15 protein-coding genes are annotated in these 15,863 nt (G+C 68.0%); 9 read left to right on the top strand and 6 right to left on the bottom strand.

The window, feature by feature from the left end:
* Positions 1-38 precede the first annotated feature (38 nt).
* The 6 genes from QMX80_RS03665 to QMX80_RS03640 all read left to right on the top strand — a co-directional run bounded on the left by QMX80_RS03665 (position 39) and on the right by QMX80_RS03640 (position 4,280).
* Complete coding sequence (locus QMX80_RS03665) at positions 39-1,235, top strand: tetratricopeptide repeat protein (RefSeq protein ID WP_282275337.1); 1,197 nt, start codon at positions 39-41, stop codon at positions 1,233-1,235.
* 260 nt (positions 1,236-1,495) lie between these two features.
* Positions 1,496-2,053 (top strand): energy transducer TonB, encoded by a 558-nt coding sequence (locus QMX80_RS03660; RefSeq protein WP_235504308.1) that lies wholly within the window; start codon positions 1,496-1,498, stop codon positions 2,051-2,053.
* Between the two features lie 85 nt (positions 2,054-2,138).
* On the top strand, positions 2,139-2,882 hold the full coding sequence (gene exbB / locus QMX80_RS03655) for a TonB-system energizer ExbB (RefSeq protein WP_055768675.1): 744 nt from the start codon (positions 2,139-2,141) through the stop codon (positions 2,880-2,882).
* Between the two features lie 45 nt (positions 2,883-2,927).
* A complete protein-coding gene (locus QMX80_RS03650; RefSeq protein WP_055768673.1) occupies positions 2,928-3,353 on the top strand; it encodes a biopolymer transporter ExbD in 426 nt (141 codons plus the stop codon).
* A gap of 3 nt (positions 3,354-3,356) precedes the next feature.
* Positions 3,357-3,767: a biopolymer transporter ExbD gene (locus QMX80_RS03645; RefSeq protein WP_055768671.1), complete on the top strand. Its 411-nt coding sequence runs from the start codon at positions 3,357-3,359 to the stop codon at positions 3,765-3,767.
* Positions 3,768-3,887: 120 nt separating this feature from the next.
* Positions 3,888-4,280: a biopolymer transporter ExbD gene (locus QMX80_RS03640; RefSeq protein WP_282275332.1), complete on the top strand. Its 393-nt coding sequence runs from the start codon at positions 3,888-3,890 to the stop codon at positions 4,278-4,280.
* A 79-nt stretch (positions 4,281-4,359) separates the two neighbouring features.
* Here QMX80_RS03640 and QMX80_RS03635 read toward each other — a convergent pair whose 3' ends face one another.
* The 3 genes from QMX80_RS03635 to cls form a co-directional block, all read right to left on the bottom strand.
* Positions 4,360-5,115 carry a pyridoxine 5'-phosphate synthase gene (locus QMX80_RS03635; RefSeq protein WP_282275330.1) on the bottom strand — a complete coding sequence of 252 codons (756 nt, stop codon included), beginning with the start codon at positions 5,113-5,115 and terminating at the stop codon, positions 4,360-4,362.
* Complete coding sequence (locus tag QMX80_RS03630; protein WP_055768665.1) at positions 5,112-5,378, bottom strand: hypothetical protein; 267 nt, start codon at positions 5,376-5,378, stop codon at positions 5,112-5,114. Before QMX80_RS03630 ends, QMX80_RS03635 begins: the two co-directional genes overlap by 4 nt.
* 64 nt (positions 5,379-5,442) lie before the next feature.
* Positions 5,443-6,903 carry a cardiolipin synthase gene (cls, locus tag QMX80_RS03625; protein WP_273083668.1) on the bottom strand — a complete coding sequence of 487 codons (1,461 nt, stop codon included), beginning with the start codon at positions 6,901-6,903 and terminating at the stop codon, positions 5,443-5,445.
* 111 nt (positions 6,904-7,014) lie between these two features.
* Between cls and QMX80_RS03620 the strand changes: the two genes are divergently transcribed.
* On the top strand, positions 7,015-8,106 hold the full coding sequence (locus QMX80_RS03620) for a PA0069 family radical SAM protein (RefSeq protein ID WP_273083666.1): 1,092 nt from the start codon (positions 7,015-7,017) through the stop codon (positions 8,104-8,106).
* A 605-nt stretch (positions 8,107-8,711) separates the two neighbouring features.
* On the opposite strand, the gene QMX80_RS03615 is transcribed toward QMX80_RS03620, so the two are convergent.
* A complete protein-coding gene (locus tag QMX80_RS03615) occupies positions 8,712-9,725 on the bottom strand; it encodes a class 1 fructose-bisphosphatase (RefSeq protein ID WP_282275327.1) in 1,014 nt (337 codons plus the stop codon).
* Between the two features lie 198 nt (positions 9,726-9,923).
* On the opposite strand from QMX80_RS03615, the gene QMX80_RS03610 reads away from it, so the two are divergent.
* Entirely contained in the window at positions 9,924-11,159 is a 1,236-nt protein-coding gene (locus QMX80_RS03610) for a DUF4010 domain-containing protein (RefSeq protein WP_282275326.1), read from the top strand.
* 84 nt (positions 11,160-11,243) lie between these two features.
* On the opposite strand, the gene QMX80_RS03605 is transcribed toward QMX80_RS03610, so the two are convergent.
* Positions 11,244-12,446, bottom strand: coding sequence for an amino acid aminotransferase (locus QMX80_RS03605; RefSeq protein WP_282275325.1), 1,203 nt, complete (start codon positions 12,444-12,446; stop codon positions 11,244-11,246).
* 164 nt (positions 12,447-12,610) lie between these two features.
* Between QMX80_RS03605 and QMX80_RS03600 the strand changes: the two genes are divergently transcribed.
* Entirely contained in the window at positions 12,611-14,737 is a 2,127-nt protein-coding gene (locus tag QMX80_RS03600; RefSeq protein WP_282275324.1) for a TonB-dependent receptor, read from the top strand.
* Between the two features lie 67 nt (positions 14,738-14,804).
* On the opposite strand, the gene adhP is transcribed toward QMX80_RS03600, so the two are convergent.
* Entirely contained in the window at positions 14,805-15,833 is a 1,029-nt protein-coding gene (gene adhP, locus QMX80_RS03595; protein ID WP_282275323.1) for an alcohol dehydrogenase AdhP, read from the bottom strand.
* Positions 15,834-15,863: the final 30 nt, after the last annotated feature.

The following is a 15,863-nucleotide window of genomic DNA, read 5'->3' as shown; positions in this document are numbered from 1 at the left end:
CTACAGCACCGCCCCCCGCGGTTTCATCGAGGTGACCCATGATCTCCCGCAGCCATAAGCAGGCCCTGCTTTCCGTCCTCATCGCGACCGTGCTTGGTGGCGCTGTGGTTGCCGACGCCGACGCCCAGTCGCGCTCGTCCGATCGTGGTGGCGAACGCCGCGGCGGCCATGGCTCGACCAAGGCGCAGGTGCTGTATCCGGAAGCGACCCGCGAAGAGCCCAAGGGCAAGCCGTCCTCGAAGATGGGCGGCAAGCTGCAGAAGCTGTTCGTCGCCTACAACAAGGACGAGTACGAGGAAACCCGCAAGCTGGCTGACGAGATCATCGCCGCCGACGGTGCCAACGACTATGACAAGGCGGTCGCCAACCAGCTCGCTTCGCAGGCTGCCTACAACCTTGACGACAACGCCGCCGCCAAGCAGTACCTGCAGCAGGCCGTCACCCTGAACCAACTGGACAACAACGGCCACTTCCAGGCCATGCTGATGCTTGCCCAGCTGCAGCTGCAGGACGAGCAGTACGCTGAAGGCCTGGCCAACCTGGACAAGTATTTCGCCGAGTCCAAGTCGCACAAGCCCGAGGAGCTGGTGATCAAGGGCCAGGCCCTGTACCAGACCGAGAAGTACGCCGAGGCCATTCCGGTGCTGAAGGCGGCCATCGCCGCTTCGCCCGAACCCAAGGACAACTGGAACCAGCTGCTGATGGCCGCCTACGCCGAAGCCGGCCAGACCGGCGAAGCAGTCAAGGAAGCAGAGGCCCTGGCCGCGAAGAACCCGGCCGACAAGAAGGCGCAACTGAACCTGGCCAGCATGTACATGCAAGCCGACCAGATGGAAAAGGCCGCCGTGGTGATGGACAAGCTGCGCGCGGCCGGACAGCTCACCGAAGAGCGCGAGTACAAGCAGCTGTACTCGATCTACGCCAACACCGAGAACAAGGAAAAGGACGTCATTGCGGTGATCAACGAGGGCCTGTCCAAGGGCATCCTCAAGCCGGACTACCAGGTCTACCTGGCGCTGGCGCAGTCGTACTACTACTCCGACCAGATCCCGCAGGCCATCGAGGCGTGGCAGAAGGCCGCCCCGCTTTCCAAGGATGGCGAGACCTACCTGAATCTGGCGCGTGTGCTGCATGCTGAAGGGCGGATTCCCGAAGCCAAACAGGCGGCCCGGGATGCAAAGGCTAAAGGTGTGAAGAACCCGGCCGATGCAGACAAGATCATCAACCTGAAGTAAGCAGGAATAACGCCTGAACAGCTGCATTTGTGATGCGCAGCTGGTCAGGATTGGTATAAGCTTGGAGGTTCCTGCGGTGTCATGCACCGCTGAATCAGGGGCGTCGGAACAGCGCCGCCCCGGCCCCACTAACGAGCTCTTGGCGCATGACGGAACAACTGGTTTTCCACCACAGGTATGACGGCGAGAAAGACACGGGTCTGAGCTGGCCCCGCATCGCCGGTATCGCCTTTGTAATCGCACTCCATCTGGCAGCCCTGATGATGCTCCTGATCCCGGCCGTGGCCCCCAAGGCCGCCAAGGAAAAGGAACGCAACGTCATGGTGACCCTGGTCGACGCTCCGCCGCCGCCCCCACCGCCGCCGCCGCCGCCGCCGCCGCAGGACACCCCGCCGCCGCCGGTCAAGAACCTGGCGCCGCCGAAGGCCTCGCCGCTGCCGCCGCCGCCGGAAGCACCGGTGGTCGACGTGCCGGAACCGCGCCCGAACGACGTGGTGACGCCGCCGACGCCGCCATCGCCGCCGGCCGCTGTCACCGACATCCAGGCCAGCGTGGACATCTCGTCCAAGAACATGAACCCGCCGCGTTATCCGCCGGCCGCTTTCCGCGCCGGTATCCAGGGCGAGGTCATCCTGATCATTGATGTCGACGCCAGCGGCAACGTCACCAATGTCTCCGTCGAGAAGTCCAGCCGTAACCGCGACCTCGACCGTGCCGCCATGGATGCTGCACGCAAGTGGAAGTTCAATGCTTCCGTCGTCAATGGACAGAAGGCGGCTGGTCGCGTCCGCGTCCCGGTCAACTTTGCGCTGAGCTGATCCCCGGCGGCCGCAGGGCCGCCACCAGGGAACCGTTCGACTTTAGCTACACCCTTTAACACCACACACAACAAAGGTAAGCGTCATGCTGCAGGAAATCTTCATCGCCGCTGCTGCCGGGGGCAACGCAAACAACGCGCTCTCGCAGATGGGCTTCGAGCATCTGATTCACGAAATGACCTCCAAGCCGGGTGACTTCGCGGTTTCCTGGGTCGTGCTGCTGACCCTGGTCGTGATGTCGGCGATGTCGTGGTACTGGACCGTCATCAACATCTTCCGCACCGCCCGCCTGAAGTCGGCTTCCGACCGCGTGCCGGGCATGTTCTGGGATGCCGCCAATGCCCAGGACGCCATCCGCGCCATGGAAGAGCAGCCGGCTTCCGAGCCGTTCTCGAAGATCGCACTGGACGCTGCCCAGGCCGCTGCCCACCACCAGCAGGCTGGTGCCGCCGAGACCCTGAGCCGTTCGGAGTTCGTCGATCGCGCCCTGCGTCAGGCCGTCACCCGCGAATCCAACAGGCTGCAGGGCGGCATGATCCTGCTGGCCACCGTCGGCGCGACCGCTCCGTTCGTGGGTCTGCTGGGTACCGTGTGGGGCATCTACGGCGCGCTGATCAAGATCGGTGCCACCGGTTCGGCCTCGATCGACGCCGTTGCCGGCCCGGTGGGTGAAGCGCTGATCATGACCGCCATCGGTCTGTTCGTCGCGATCCCGGCCGTGTTCGCCTTCAACTTCTTCAGCAAGATCAACAGCGCCACCGTCAGCAAGTTCGACACCTTCGCGCACGATCTGCACGACTTCTTCGCCACCGGCTCGCGCGTCCGCTGAGCCGTCGGCAGAGCAGTCCTCGCAACGATATAGACGGAGCCCGTTATGGCTTTCAGTAGTGGTAACAGCAGCGGCCCCATGGCCGACATCAACGTCACGCCCCTCGTGGACGTGATGCTGGTGCTGCTGATCATCTTCATCATCACGGCTCCCCTGATGTCCCACAAGGTCAAGGTAGAGCTGCCCGAGGCCAACCTGAACATCAATCCGGACGACGCTGAAAAACGTCCGAATCCGATCACGGTTGCTGTCAAGGAAGACGGTTCGCTCTACTGGAACGATGAGCTGGTGACGAAGGAGACCCTGGAGTCGCGTTTCGCCACTGCTGCCCAGCAGACGCCCCAGCCCCCGCTCAACCTGCGTGGTGACAAGACCACCAAGATGAGCGTGATCAATGAAGTGACCAAGATCGCGCAGGGCCAGGGCATGCTGGACGTCGGCTTCGTTGCCACCAAAGAAAAGGGGCAATAAGCGATGGCATTCAGTAGTGGTGGAAACAGGGGCCCCATGGCCGACATCAACGTCACGCCCCTCGTGGACGTGATGTTGGTGCTGCTGATCATCTTCATCGTGACCGCGCCGATCATGACGTACCCGATCGCCGTGGACCTGCCGCAGCGGGTCATCAATCCGCCGCCGCAGCTGCGCGAGCCGCCGCCGCCGATCGATCTGCGGGTGGATGCGAGCAATCAGGTTTACTGGAACAACAGCCCGGTGAACGTGAACGAGCTGCAGCAGAAGATGGAAGAAGAAGTACAGAAGGATCCGACCAACCAGCCGGAACTTCGCATCGATGCCAATCCGGATTCCGAGTACGAGGTCATGGCCAAGATCCTGGCCCAGGCCAAGAACGCTCAGATGAAGAAGATCGGTTTCGTGCAGTAACGCAATACCCAAGTCATGACGCGACTGGAGAACGCCCCCGCTTGCCGGGGGCGTTCTTTTTCCGTAAGACCGCGGCGAAACGCGGTAGTCTCCGGACAGCAGAGCCATGGGGAAATCCGCATGTCGAAATCAGGCAGGATCGTGTTGGCGGTGGCTGTATCGGCAGGAGCGATCGGCTCACTGTGCATCGCTCTTCTGCTGATCGCGCCTGCCATGAGGTATCCGGTCGCAGTGGATCTGCCGCAGCGGGTCATCAATCCCTCGCTGCCGCTGCGCCAACCATCGCCGCCGATCGATCTGCGCGTGGATGCCGGCAACCAGGTTTACTGGAACGACAACCCGCTGGATCTGGACGAACTTGGGCGGAAGATGGAAGAGGAAGTAAGAAAGGACCCGGCAAACCCGCCGGCACTGCGGATCGATGCCGCCCCGGATTCCGGATACGAGGTGATGGCCAGAATCCTGGGCCAGGCCAAGGAAGCCGGAATAAAGAAGATCGATTCCATGCGGTAGCGGGGATTCCGGCCCATGGCTGGAAGATGCCCGATCAGCAGGAAACCCCCGCGGTTCCCTGCCGCTTTCATGCCCCAACTCAGCCCGTATGGCCGATCGCCGCCAGATAGGCTTTCACCGTGGCATCGAGTCCGCCATACAGCGCCTCGCCTATCAGTGCGTGGCCGATGGAGACTTCCAGCACCTGCGGCACCTCCTCCAGGAAGCGGCCCAGGTTGGCCTGCGACAGGTCGTGGCCGGCATTGACGCCCAGGCCCGCGGCCTGCGCTCGCCGTGCGGCATCCGCGAACAGCGCCAGGGCGGCGTCCGGGGAGCCGGCGGCGAAGGCCTCCGCATAGGGACCGGTATAGAGCTCGATGCGATCCGCGCCGAGCGCGGCGGCGGCGGTGATGTCGGGGTTGCCAGCGTCGACGAACAGACTGACCCGGCAGCCGAAGCCTTTCAACGCGGCGACCAGGGGACGCAGGCGCTCGCCATCGCGGGCAAAATCAAAGCCGTGGTCGGAGGTGAGCTGGCCATCGCCATCCGGCACCAGGGTGGCTTGCGCCGGCCGGGTCTGTTCGCACAACGGGAGCAGGCCTGGATAGCCGGCGCGCGGCGGTGCGAAGGGGTTGCCTTCGATGTTGAACTCGACGTCCCGTGCACGGGTGAGCGCGGAAAGCGCATGGACATCGTCGGCGCGGATATGCCGCTGGTCGGGGCGGGGATGCACGGTGATGCCGTGCGCGCCCGCATCCAGGCAGGCCGTTGCCGCGCGCAGCACGTCCGGGTCGTTGCCGCCACGGGAGTTGCGCAGTACGGCGATCTTGTTGACGTTGACGCTGAGGCGGGTCATGACGGCGGATGGTCTTCAGATGCGGAGGGGGACGGGGAAGCGGCCGGCCGCAGCTGGTCGCGCAGGGCCTGCAGCTCGGCCGGGTGCAGGGAGCGCGCAGGCTGGCTGGCCGCGCCGCCGAAGCGTGCCGCATGCAGCCCCTTGATCCACAGCAGGAAGAAGAGCAGCGCGGCCAGCAGCGCCAGGAGCAGCAGGCCCGCATGCGTGGTGGTGATGGCAAGGGTGAAGGCGCCCAGCGCGAGCAGCAGGAACAGCCAGTACATGACGATCTCCCGTGGAGGCGAGCAGTGTAGCGGCCCGCCCGGGGACGCTTCCATGCGCCGGACGCTACAGCAGGGGAGAAGCGAGCCGGGCGAAGGCTTCGGGCAGGCGCTGCCGCCACAACGGGCGATCGCGGTCGGGCCGCACCGGCGTGGCGCAGGCGAACTCCTGGGCCAGAATCGCTTCCAGCTCCGCGGTCAGTCCCCGGTCGTGGTAGAGCATCGACAGCTCGAAGTTCAGGCGGAAGCTGCGGTGGTCGAAGTTGGCGCTGCCGACGATGCAGGTATCGTCGTCGGCGATGAAGGCCTTGGTATGCAGCATGCGCGGGCCGTATTCGTAGATCTTGACCCCGGCCTGCAGCAGTTCGTCGTAGTAGGAGCGGCCGGCCAGGGTGACGAACAGCGAGTCGCTGCGACGCGGCACCAGCAGGCGCGTGTCCAGCCCACCCAGCGCGGCCGAGGTCAGCGCCATGCGCGCGGCTTCGCCGGGGACGAAATACGGCGTTACCAGCCAGACGCGGCGGGCGGCTTCATGGATCGCCGCCACGTGCATGCGATGGATCGCCTCCCATGAGGAATCCGGGCCGGACACCAGTACCTGTGCCTGCACCCGGCCATCCTCCCGTGCCGGGCCATCGGAGGGAAAGAGGTCTTCCCGGTCGAAGTGGGCCATGCGCTGCCCGCTGGCGTAGATCCAGTCCTCCAGGAACACCAGCTGCAGGCTGCGCACGACGTGTCCGGTCAGGCGCGTGTGCAGGTCGCGGTAAGCGTCGGGATTGCGGCTGTCGTCCTCCTCGTCGGTGATGTTGATGCCGCCGGTGAAGGCGAGCGAGCCGTCGATGACCACCAGCTTGCGGTGGGTGCGCAGGTTCAGCCACGGGCGCTTGAACGGCTTGAGCAGCTGGCGCGGATGGAACCAGACCACCTCGGCGCCGGCGTCGAGCAGCGGCCGCAGGAAACTGCGCTTGACCCGCGAGGAACCGACCGCATCCAGCAGCAGGCGCACCTTCACCCCTGCCCTCGCCCGCTCGGCCAATGCGTCGCGCAGGGCCGTGCCGGCATGGTCGGGCTCGAAGATGTAGTACTCCAGGTTCACGTGGCGCGTTGCGCCGGCAACTGCCGCCAGGATCGCCGCATAGGTCGCCGCGCCGTCGACCAGCCAGTCCACGGCGGTGGCGGTGCTGGGCGGCAGGCCGGTGGTGGCCTGGCCGATGCGCGCCAGCTCGGTGCAGTGCGCATCGGCCGGGCAGACCGTGTTGTAGGCCTCCATGCCCTCGCGCGAACGCCCGCGCCGCAGGCGCTGGCGCACGATCTTCTGCGGGCCGAGCACATAGAACACGAACAGGCCGATGTAGGGCAGTGCCGCCAGCGACAGGATCCAGCTCAGCGTCGCCACCGGCTCGCGCTTCTGCAGCACGATGTAGCCGGCCAGCAGCACCAGGTACAGCACATAGGCGGTCGCCAGGATCTGCGCCGCGTGCGGGATGGAGGACACGCTGGTCCAGAGACTGTGGAGGGCTTCGCGCATGCGGCGATTCTAGCCATGGCCCGTGCATGGCGCGCGAGGCCGGCCATGGCCGTGCACCTGCATGAACGCCGCGTCGCTGCATCTGCGACGCGGCCGCGCTAGCGTAGGCCGATGCCGACTCCGATCAAGGGCCGAGGTGCCGCCAGCCACCTGCCCGGCCGCTTCGAGACCACCATCACCGATACCGTCGACGACGGCTGGCTGGCCGACGATGGCGAGGAATTCGCCACGCCGCGCCTGCGGACCGACGTGCGCGTCGAAGTCGCGCGCAGCATCATCAGCCGCAACACGTCTCCGGACGTGGGCTTCGACCAGTCGGTCAACCCGTACCGCGGCTGCGAGCACGGGTGTTCGTACTGTTTCGCGCGGCCCACCCATGCCTACCTGAACCTGTCGCCGGGATTGGACTTCGAGACCAAGATCTTCGCCAAGACCAATGCCGCCGAACTGCTGCGCAGGGAGCTGGCCCGGCCCGGCTATGTGGTCAAACCCATTGCGCTGGGCATCAACACCGACGCCTACCAGCCGGTCGAACGCAGACTGGGCATCACCCGCCAGCTGATCGAGGTGATGCTGGAAACCCGCCATCCGTTCTCGCTGATCACCAAGAACGCGCTGGTCGAACGCGACATCGACCTGCTGGCGCCGCTGGCCGCGCAGCGCCTGGTCAGCGTGCATTTCTCGGTGACTTCGCTGGACCCGCACCTGTCGGCGAAGCTGGAACCGCGTGCCTCCGCGCCGCATGCGCGGCTGCGGGCGATGCGGCGCCTGCACGAGGCCGGGATTCCGGTCGGCGTGATGGTGGCGCCGGTGATCCCGTGGATCAACGATGCCGAACTGGAAGCGGTGCTGGAAGCCGCACGCGATGCAGGCGCGCGCAGTGCCGGCTACGTGCTGCTGCGCCTGCCCTACGAGGTGGCGCCGCTGTTCCGCGAATGGCTGCAGGCGCACCATCCGCAGCGGGCCGAACACGTCATGAGCACCCTCAACCAGCTGCGCGGCGGCAAGGACTACGACAGCCAGTTCGGCAAGCGCATGCGCGGCGAAGGCGTGTACGCGCAGCTGCTGGCGCGGCGTTTCGGGCTGGCCAGCAAACGCCTGGGCTTCAACGCCTCGCGCGAGCAATGGCCGTGGCTGGATTGCAGCCGCTTCGTGCCGCCGCTGCCGCCGAAGAAAGCCTCGCCGCAGGGCGAGCTGTTCTGATCCGCCACGGATGCCCTGCGGTCGTCGCCGTCAGGGCCGGGGCCCGGACAACCGCGAGGAGTGCGAGGACAGCCTCTGCCAGTGGCCATCGCGCAGCGCCCACACGCAGGTGAAGCGCTGGCGCCCTTCCCTGGGCTGGCTGGCCATTGCGGGTCGCGGCCTGCGCGCGGGTGCCGCTGATCACGGAGGTATCGCCGTAGCCGCGTACCTGTACGTCCGCGTTGTCGATGCGCGTGTTGCGGTGAGTGCGCTTGGCCAGTTCCTGTCCCTGCAGATAGCCGGCTCTGTGCTGCACCCGGCCATCGGAACGGGGGAGCAGCCAGTCCTCGGCCAACAGCGCGGCCAGCGCCGATGCATCGCCCTGCAGGCGCAGGCGGCTCCAGTCGGTATCGGCCTGTTCGAGCGTCGGCGTCCGTGCCCAGGCCAAGGCGGAAACCAGCCGCAGGGGTACGGCGATCGATGCGCGCATCGGCATGGCCTCAGGGAAAACGCCGACGGTGGCTCGAACCGGCGCGCCTGTGTCGTGCCGGAAAACGCGCGGCAGGGGCTTTCCCGATGCTGCCACAGCGGGGCATTGCCCCGCTCTCCCCGCAGGCCGCGTGGACTCAGCCCCGCGCGTCGTGCTCGTGGTGGTAACGGGTGGCTTCGGCCACCTCGTTGCGCGAGCCGAGGAACACCGGCACGCGCTGGTGCAGCTGGTCGGGCTGGATGTCGAGGATGCGCTGGCGGCCATTGGTAGCGGCGCCACCGGCCTGTTCGATCAGCATCGACATCGGGTTGGCCTCGTACATCAGCCGCAGCTTTCCGGCCTTGGACGGATCCTTCCTGTCCCACGGATAGATGAAGATGCCGCCGCGGGTGAGGATGCGATGCACGTCGGCCACCATCGAGGCGATCCAGCGCATGTTGAAGTCCTTGCCGCGCAGGCCCTCGCGGCCGGCCAGCAGGTCGGCCACGTAGCCCTGCATCGGCGCTTCCCAGTGGCGCTGGTTGGACATGTTGATGGCGAATTCCTTCGTGTCGGCCGGCACCTGCATGCCGCGCTGGGTCAGCACGAACTCGCCGGTCTCGCGGTCCAGGGTGAAGGCGTGGGTACCGTGGCCGACGCTGAGCACCAGCATCGTGCTCGGCCCATAGATGCAGTAGCCAGCCGCGACCTGCTGCACGCCCGGCTGCAGGAAGTGCTCGTCGCCGGGCTTGTCCACGCCGGCCGGCGCGCGCAGCACCGAGAAGATGGTGCCCACCGACACGTTCACGTCGATATTGGAGCTGCCGTCCAGCGGATCGAACAGCAGCAGGAAGTCGCCGTGCGGATATTCGGACGGCACCGGCTGGCTGTGGTCCATCTCCTCCGATGCGCAGGCGGCCAGGTGGCCGCCCCAGGCATTGGCCTCGAGCAGGATCTCGTTGGAGATCACGTCCAGTTTCTTCTGCGCCTCGCCCTGCACGTTGCCGGTGCCGGCGTCGCCGAGCACGCCGCCCAGCGCGCCCTTGCTCACCGCGATCGAGATGCTGGTGCAGGCGCGGGCCACGACCGCCACCAGCTGGCGCAGGTCGGCGTTGATGCGCCGGGCATGCTGTTCTTCGATCAGGAAGCGGGTCAACGACGTGCGGGACATGGACGATGGCTACCTTCAGCGGAAAGGAACGCTATTGTCGCGGGTTGTCCCTGCATTTACGAGTCGAGGGCCGGGGCAGGCCGGGCCGTGTCCCGCCTGTGGGTGGAACTGGACAGGGTTTGTCGGTACGGGAAGCCGGTAGATGCCATCGACGCCGGCTACAGGCGGCATACCATGGACGCCCCGGAGGGAGAGGACATGGACTGGGACCAGGCAACGCATGGCCTGCCGGCGGCACTGGGCATCGGCCTGCTGATCGGCGCGGTGCGGGAGCGCCAGCATGGAAACGCCGCATCGGCGCAGGCGGGCGTGCGTACACACGCATTGCTGGCATTGATGGGGGCCGTGGCCCTCGCGCTGGGACAGGCCGCATTCCTGGTGGCGCTGCTGGCGGCTGCCCTGCTGGCGTGGAGCAGCTACCGGGTGACCGCCCGCGACGATCCGGGCCTGACCGGCGAGGTCGCCCTGCTGGTCACGGTGCTGCTGGGTGGCCTGGCGCTTGAAGAGCAGGAACTGGCGGCGGCGCTCGGCGTGGTGGTGGCGATCCTGCTGTGGGCCAAGGCGCCGCTGGCGCGGTTGAGCCGCGAGGTGATCAGCGACCAGGAGATGCGCGATGCGCTGCTGTTGGCCGCCTGCGCGCTGGTGGTGCTGCCGCTGTTGCCGGTGACCGCGATCGATCCCTGGGGAGTGCTGGTGCCGGCCAGGTTGTGGCGGATCGTGGTGCTGGTGATGGGCGTGGGCATGCTCGGCCACATCGCGCTGCGGGCCGTAGGCGCCCGTCGGGGCCTGCCGGTGGCGGGTTTCTTCTCCGGTTTCGCCTCGTCCACGGCGGCAGTGGCCGGGTTCGGCCGTGGCAGCAGGGCCTCGGCCGCGCTGGTGGGGCCCTCGGCGTCGGCCGCCTTGCTGGCTAATCTGGCCTCCCTGCTGCTGTTCGCGGCGGTGATCGGCACCACCTCGCCCGCGTTGTTGCGTGCGAGCGCGTGGCCGCTGCTGGCCGCGTCGCTGTCGTTGTTGGCGTTCTCGCTGCTGGGCCTGCGCCAGGTGAAGGAAGAAACGCTGCCGCCGACTTCCGCCGCCAACGCCTTCCGGCTGGGGCATGCGTTGATGATCGTGCTGGTGATCGCCGCGGTGCTGCTGGTGTCCGAAGGATTGCGTCAGTTGTTCGGCCAGGCGGGGGCATTGGTGGGGGCCACCATCGCCGCGCTGGGCGAACTGCACGCGGCGGCGGCCAGCATCGCCAGTCTCGCCGCTTCCGGCGGCCTGGAACTGGCGACGGCGCGCTGGGGCGTGGTCGCCCTGCTGGCATCGGCGTCGCTGGCCAAGTCGATACTGGCCTTCGCCAGCGGTGGCCCACGCTATGGAGCCGCCGTCAGTGCGGGGTTGGCGGCGATGGTGGTGGGCGCGGCGGCAACGACCTGGCTGGTACCGGGCTGAACATGCCGGTGCCGGCCGTGCCCATGGATGAAAAAAAGCCCGGATTCGGCCGGGCTTTTTTTCGATCATGGCAAGGGCACCGGATCAGCCGCGGCTGACTTCGTAGACGGCCTTGGCCACGTAGTCCAGGTTCTTCTGGCTGAGCGCGGCCACGCAGATGCGGCCGGTACCGACGGCGTAGATGCCGTACTCGTCGCGCAGCCGGTCCACCTGCGCCTTGCTCAGGCCCGAGTAGGAGAACATGCCGGCCTGCTGCTGGATGAAGCCGAATTCCGGCGCGCCCAGGGCGGCCAGCTTCTGCACCATGCCGGCGCGCAGGGCGTGGATGCGTTCGCGCATCTCGGTCAGCTCGGAGCCCCACATGCCGCGCAGCTCGGCGCTGCCCAGCACGCCGGCGACCAGCGCCGCGCCATGGGTGGACGGGCTGGAGTAGATGGTGCGGATGATGCGCTTGACCTGCGACTGCACGGCCTTGGTCGAGGTCGCGTCCGGGCCCACCACCGACAGCGCGCCGACGCGTTCGCCGTACAGCGAGAACGACTTGGAGTAAGAGTTGGCGACGATGAAGCTGTCGATGCCGGCCTCGGCGATGATGCGCACGGCCTGGCCGTCCTGCTCGATGCCCTTGTCGAAGCCCTGGTAGGCCATGTCGATGAAGGGGAACAGCTGGCGGTCCTTCAGCAGCGCGGCGACCTGCTTCCACTGCTCCGTGCTCAGGTCAGCGCCGGTCGGGTTGTGGCAGCAGGCGTGCAGCAGCACCACGGTGCCCGGCTGCAGCTTCTGCAGGTCGGCGACCATGCCGGCGAAATCCAGGCCGTGGCTGGCGTTGTCGAAGTAGGTGTAGTCGACGATGTCGAAGCCGGCGGCGCCGAACACGGCGCGGTGGTTTTCCCAGCTCGGGTTGCTGATGGCGACGGTGGCGTGCGGCAGCAGCTTGTGCAGCAGGTCCGCGCCCACGCGCAGCGCGCCGCTGCCGCCGATGGTCTGCGAGGTGGCCACGCGGCCGGCGGCGATCAGCTCCGAACCCTCGCCGAACACCAGCTTCTGGGTGGCCTGGGTATAGGCAGGCAGGCCGTCGATCGGCAGGTAGCCGCGCGGCTTGGCCTCGGCGGCGAGCTGCTGCTCGATCAGGTGCACGGCGCGCAGCAGCGGGATGCGGCCGTCTTCGTCGTAATAGATGCCGACGCCAAGGTTGACCTTGGTCGGGCGCGGGTCGGCGTTGTAAGCCTCGGTCAGACCCAGGATCGGGTCGCCAGGAACCTGTTCCACGTTTGCAAAGAAGGACACGGCGGTACTCGTCACGGTGGCGGGAGGAGAGAAGTTCGGGACGACCGCGCAACGCGGTCAAACCGGCCCATCCTAACAGGGCCGGGCGCCATTGGCCGCAGGGTTTCAGGCGGAACCGTCGCGGCGCGACGCAGCGCTCGCCGGCGATCGGCGATGATGCCGGCATGAAGCGATGTAGACGGTTGTTTCCGGCGATCGGCCTGGCAGTGGCGCTGCCGGCGACGGTATCGGCCGGCACGGCGCCCGCCACGCTGGACGCCGTGCAGGTGCAGGCCGCGCGTGTGCATGCGACCGACGATTTCGACCTGCCCGCGTCGATGACCAGCGTCGGCGTGGACGAGGACGGCGCTGGCCGTGGCGCATTGGTGTCCGAAGCCCTGGGCGGCGTTCCCGGCCTGCTGGCGCGCGAGCGGCAGAACCTGGCGCAGGACACGCAGCTGTCGATCCGCGGTTTCGGCGCGCGCTCCACCTTCGGCGTGCGCGGCGTACGGCTGCTGGTCGACGGCGTGCCGGCGACGATGCCCGACGGGCAGGGCCAGTTGTCGCATTTCAACCTGCTCGGCGCCGAACGCATCGACGTGCTGCGCGGGCCGTTCTCGGCGTTGTACGGCAACTCGTCCGGCGGTGTGGTGCAGCTGTGGAGCGCCGATGGCCAGGCGGGCGACCCGTGGCGGTTGCGCGCGACCTTCGGCAGCGACAACAGCCGCAGCCTGGGCCTGCAGCTCAGGGGCCAGGCCAAAGCCATGCATTACAACGTCGCCGCCAGCGATTACCGCACCGATGGCTGGCGCGAACACAGCGCGGCGCGGCGCGGATCGCTCAACGCGCGGCTCGGGTTCGAGCCAGCGCCGGGCCAGCGCCTGGACCTGCTGTTCAACGTGCTCGATGCCCCGCACGCGCAGGACCCGCTGGGCCTGACCGCCGAACAGGCGCGCACCGATCCGCGCCGGGCCACCGCCGTCGCCACCCAGTACGACACCCGCAAATCGGTGCGGCAGGCACAGGCCGGCGCGGTGTATACGCTGGATCGCGAGCGCCGGACCTGGCGGCTGATGGCCTATGCCGGACAGCGCACGGTCGAGCAGTTCCTGGCGATCCCGCCTGCGGCACAGGCCAATCCCCTGCACTCGGGCGGGGTGATCGACCTGGACGGCGGTTACGGCGGCGTGGATGCGCGCTGGGCCTGGCACGGCGCCTTGGCGGGCCGGCCGCTGGAACTGGTGGTCGGCGCCAACGCCGACGGCCAGCGGCAGCATCGCACCGGCTATGAGAACTTCGTCGGCGACGCGCTGGGCGTCAAAGGCCGGCTGCGCCGCGACCAGCGCGACCGCGTCGGCAACGTGGACCAGTTCGCGCAGGCCTGGTGGCAGCTCGGCCCGCGCTGGTCGCTGCTGGCCGGGGCGCGCCACAGCCGGGTGCGCTTCCGTTCCGATGACCATTACATCGTTGCCGGCAATCCCGACGACAGCGGCCGCCGCCACTACGCGGCGACCACGCCGGTGGCCGGGCTGGTGTTCCGCGCCGGCGAGGATCTGCGCCTGTATGCCTCGGCCGGGCGCGGCTTCGAGACGCCGACCTTCAACGAGCTGGGCTATCGCGCCGACGGCGGCGCCGGGCTGGCGCTGGACCTGTCCCCGGCCACCAGCCGCAACGTCGAGCTCGGCGCCAAATGGCGCAACCAGGCCGGCGCGCGGCTGGAGCTGGCGTGGTTCCGCGCCGACACCGACGACGAACTGGCCGTGGCCGGCAACATCGGCGGCCGCAGCAGCTACCGCAACATCGGCGCCACCCGCCGCCAGGGCGTGGAGCTGGGCTGGCTGCAGCCCATCGGCGAGAGCCAGCAGCTGCAGCTGGCCTGGACCCGGCTGCAGGCCAGCGTGCGCGAGGGCTACTTCACCTGCACCGGCCTGCCTGCGCCCTGCATCGTGCCGCGCAATCCGGTGGCGGCCGGCAGCGCCCTGCCGGGCGTGCCGCGCCAGCAGCTGCACGCACGCTGGCGCTGGCAGCCGGGGACGTGGCTGCTGGCGGTCGAAACCGTGGCCGCAAGCGCCACGCCCGCCACCGACCTGGGCGACGCCCGTGCGCCGGGCCACGCGCTGCTGAACCTTGAAGCCAGCCGGCGCTGGCCGACCGCGCATGGCCCGCTGCGCCTGTTCGCGCGCGTGGACAACCTGCTGGACCGGCGTTACATCGGCTCGGTCATCGTCAACGACGGCAACCAGCGCTATTACGAACCCGGCCCGGATCGGGGTTGGACGCTGGGCCTGCAGTGGCAGTGGGCGCCGCGCTGAGGCCGCGATGGCACGACCGCCGCGCCCGCGGGAGGGGATGCGGGCGACGGCGGCCATGCGCGGACGGTCAGGCGTTCATGTCCAGCACGACGCGCCCTTCGATCTGGCCGGCGCGCATGCGCGCGAACACGGCATTGATGTTGTCCAGCGTATCGGTGGTGACCGTCGCGGCGACCTTGCCGTCGGCGGCGAACTGCAGCGATTCCTGCAGGTCCAGGCGGGTTCCGACGATGGATCCGCGCACGGTGATGCCGTTGAGCACCATGCCGAAGATGTCCAGCGGGAAATCGCCGGGCGGCAGGCCGTTGAGCGATACCGTGCCGCCGCGCCGGACCATGCCCAGCGCCTGCTCGAACGCCTTGGGCGACACCGCGGTGACCAGTGCGCCGTGGGCGCCGCCGATCTCCTTCTTCAGGAACGCTGCCGGGTCCGTGGTACGGGCATCGACGGTGACCGCCGCGCCCAGCCGTCGCGCCAGGGCGAGCTTGTCCTCGTCCACGTCCACCGCCGCGATGTTCAGGCCCATCGCCCGCGCGTACTGCACGGCCATGTGGCCCAGGCCGCCGATGCCGGAGATCGCCACCCAGTCGCCCGGCTTGGTGTCGGTGACTTTCAGGCCCTTGTAGACGGTGACGCCGGCGCACAGCACCGGGGCGATCTCGACGAAGCCCAGGTTCTTCGGCAGGTGCCCGACATAGTCGGCGTTGGCCAGTGCGTACTGGGCGAATCCGCCGTTGACCGAATAGCCGGTGTTGCGCTGGCTTTCGCACAGCGTTTCCCAGCCGCCCAGGCAGTGCTCGCAATGGCCGCAGGCCGAATACAGCCAGGGGATGCCGACGCGGTCGCCTTCCTTCACATGGCGGACGCCTGCGCCCACCGCGACCACATGGCCCACGCCTTCATGGCCGGGAATGAAAGGGGGCTCGGGCTTGACCGGCCAGTCGCCCCCGGCGGCATGCAGGTCGGTGTGGCAGACGCCGCAGGCCTCGATCTTCACCAGGATGTCGCCGGCGCCCGGCCGCGGCACCGGCACCTCCTCGATAACCAGCGGCTGGCCGAACGCACGCACCACCGCGGCCTTCATCGTCCTGTCCATGCGCGATCTCCGTCAGGGAATGTCCCTACT

It is taken from the genome of Stenotrophomonas sp. PS02297 (assembly GCF_029959705.1).
GTDB classification, from domain to species: Bacteria; Pseudomonadota; Gammaproteobacteria; order Xanthomonadales; family Xanthomonadaceae; genus Stenotrophomonas; species Stenotrophomonas nitritireducens.
The sequence above is the reverse complement of the archived record's forward strand: the minus strand, read 5'-3'. Positions and strand labels throughout refer to the sequence as shown.

Bases quoted from the DNA above. Each gene is read 5' to 3' on its own strand.
- QMX80_RS03640 (WP_282275332.1), top strand. From the start codon at position 3,888: ATGTCGAAATCAGGCAGGATCGTGTTGGCGGTGGCTGTATCGGCAGGA.
- QMX80_RS03660 (WP_235504308.1), top strand. From the start codon at position 1,496: ATGATGCTCCTGATCCCGGCCGTGGCCCCCAAGGCCGCCAAGGAAAAG.
- QMX80_RS03650 (WP_055768673.1), top strand. From the start codon at position 2,928: ATGGCTTTCAGTAGTGGTAACAGCAGCGGCCCCATGGCCGACATCAAC.
- cls (WP_273083668.1), bottom strand. From the start codon at position 6,903: ATGCGCGAAGCCCTCCACAGTCTCTGGACCAGCGTGTCCTCCATCCCG.
- QMX80_RS03600 (WP_282275324.1), top strand. From the start codon at position 12,611: ATGAAGCGATGTAGACGGTTGTTTCCGGCGATCGGCCTGGCAGTGGCG.
- QMX80_RS03620 (WP_273083666.1), top strand. From the start codon at position 7,015: ATGCCGACTCCGATCAAGGGCCGAGGTGCCGCCAGCCACCTGCCCGGC.
- adhP (WP_282275323.1), bottom strand. From the start codon at position 15,833: ATGGACAGGACGATGAAGGCCGCGGTGGTGCGTGCGTTCGGCCAGCCG.
- QMX80_RS03635 (WP_282275330.1), bottom strand. From the start codon at position 5,115: ATGACCCGCCTCAGCGTCAACGTCAACAAGATCGCCGTACTGCGCAAC.
- QMX80_RS03615 (WP_282275327.1), bottom strand. From the start codon at position 9,725: ATGTCCCGCACGTCGTTGACCCGCTTCCTGATCGAAGAACAGCATGCC.
- QMX80_RS03665 (WP_282275337.1), top strand. From the start codon at position 39: ATGATCTCCCGCAGCCATAAGCAGGCCCTGCTTTCCGTCCTCATCGCG.
- QMX80_RS03645 (WP_055768671.1), top strand. From the start codon at position 3,357: ATGGCATTCAGTAGTGGTGGAAACAGGGGCCCCATGGCCGACATCAAC.
- exbB (WP_055768675.1), top strand. From the start codon at position 2,139: ATGCTGCAGGAAATCTTCATCGCCGCTGCTGCCGGGGGCAACGCAAAC.
- QMX80_RS03610 (WP_282275326.1), top strand. From the start codon at position 9,924: ATGGACTGGGACCAGGCAACGCATGGCCTGCCGGCGGCACTGGGCATC.
- QMX80_RS03630 (WP_055768665.1), bottom strand. From the start codon at position 5,378: ATGTACTGGCTGTTCCTGCTGCTCGCGCTGGGCGCCTTCACCCTTGCC.